Genomic DNA, 374 nt, shown 5'->3' with positions numbered 1-374 from the left:
GGGCATGTTCATCATCAGTAACCCGTATCGTGAGCATCCTCTCTCGTTTCATCGGTATCATTACCCCCATGAACAGAAATCCCCCTTACACGGAGGCATCAGTGACCAAACAGGAAAAAACCGCCCTTAACATGGCCCGCTTTATCAGAAGCCAGACATTAACGCTTCTGGAGAAACTCAACGAGCTGGACGCGGATGAACAGGCAGACATCTGTGAATCGCTTCACGACCACGCTGATGAGCTTTACCGCAGCTGCCTCGCGCGTTTCGGTGATGACGGTGAAAACCTCTGACACATGCAGCTCCCGGAGACGGTCACAGCTTGTCTGTAAGCGGATGCCGGGAGCAGACAAGCCCGTCAGGGCGCGTCAGCG

The 374-nt window shown here is 54.5% G+C and carries 1 protein-coding gene and 1 pseudogene; one reads left to right on the top strand and one right to left on the bottom strand.

Annotation, left to right across the window (positions count from 1 at the left end; genetic code table 11):
• A pseudogene (locus SB719_RS19155) lies at window positions 1–70 on the bottom strand (plasmid mobilization relaxosome protein MobC); the annotation flags it as partial.
• A gap of 31 nt (window positions 71–101) precedes the next feature.
• Between SB719_RS19155 and SB719_RS19150 the strand changes: the two are divergent.
• Window positions 102–293 (top strand): Rop family plasmid primer RNA-binding protein, encoded by a 192-nt coding sequence (locus SB719_RS19150; protein ID WP_000165985.1) that lies wholly within the window; start codon window positions 102–104, stop codon window positions 291–293.
• The last annotated feature ends 81 nt before the right edge of the window (window positions 294–374 follow it).

Origin of the sequence: Pantoea sp. SIMBA_079, assembly GCF_046940275.1 — a bacterium.
Taxonomy (GTDB): domain Bacteria; phylum Pseudomonadota; class Gammaproteobacteria; order Enterobacterales; family Enterobacteriaceae; genus Pantoea; species Pantoea borealis.
This window is presented reverse-complemented; position numbering and strand designations above follow the sequence as displayed.